Source organism: Blautia difficilis (genome assembly GCF_014297245.1).
GTDB lineage: Bacteria > Bacillota > Clostridia > Lachnospirales > Lachnospiraceae > Blautia_A > Blautia_A difficilis.
This window is the reverse complement of sequence record NZ_JACOQG010000092.1, coordinates 1-799: the sequence shown is the minus strand read 5'-3', so window position 1 is coordinate 799 and position 799 is coordinate 1. Positions and strand designations below refer to the sequence as shown.

Sequence of the window (799 nt, the reverse complement as noted above, 5' to 3'; positions counted from 1 at the left end):
CGGAAGCTTCAGCTATTTTCGAGGATACTGTGGATTCAGACAGTGAAATGAGATATGAGAAATATGAGGCGACAGTTTCTAGTGAAATCCTTGATTTGGGACAGACTGGAGTAAACGGCAGTGGTTGGGGGTGGGAAAGGCTGGAGATAAAAAATACAGGCACAGAGGCTTGGCATATCAAATCTATCTCAGAATTGAATGATTTTACACTTGAGCCGTTTGATTATCCGTTTCAGGGAAGGTTTCCAATGGAAGTTGGGAATAAGGTTAAGCCCGGAGAAGCTGTTGCAGCGGATATTTATGTAAAGAAAAATCTTTCTCCGGGAATTCATGAAGAAACCTTTGTCATGGAAACAGAAGAAGGCATTCAGGCGAAGTGTAGGATACGGGTTCTTATTCGCGGCGCATCTGATCAGGATTATGAGGTGAACTGCAGACCGAATAGCGGTACGAGATTTCTCACAATTACCCCTGAAGAATACGACTGGTGGGATAATACAGATCCGGATCCGGATATGTTTATGTGTCCAAAACGCAGTATATGGATATATAACAATGGAAAAAATCCTGTTACGGTTGATTTTGAGAATACGGAACATTTCTGGGCGTACCTTGATGATTATGAAACGGGGGTTATTATGCCCGGAGAAGGTACAACGGTTTATCTTCGTCCGAAAAAGGAAGAACAGGTAGCTACTGATATTTTTAAGGTTTCCATCACAGGAGGAATAGAATTATCTTATATAATTTCCCAGAATTGTCCTCATATTGCACCGCCTTATCCGGAAGGAGCAACGAT

At 42.1% G+C, this 799-nt stretch carries 1 protein-coding gene; it reads left to right on the top strand.

Annotated features, from left to right (window positions below; all coding sequences use genetic code 11):
* Positions 1–47 precede the first annotated feature (47 nt).
* The coding region (locus H8Z82_RS16955; RefSeq protein WP_207724706.1) for a hypothetical protein at positions 48–799 on the top strand (752 nt) is incomplete at its 3' end.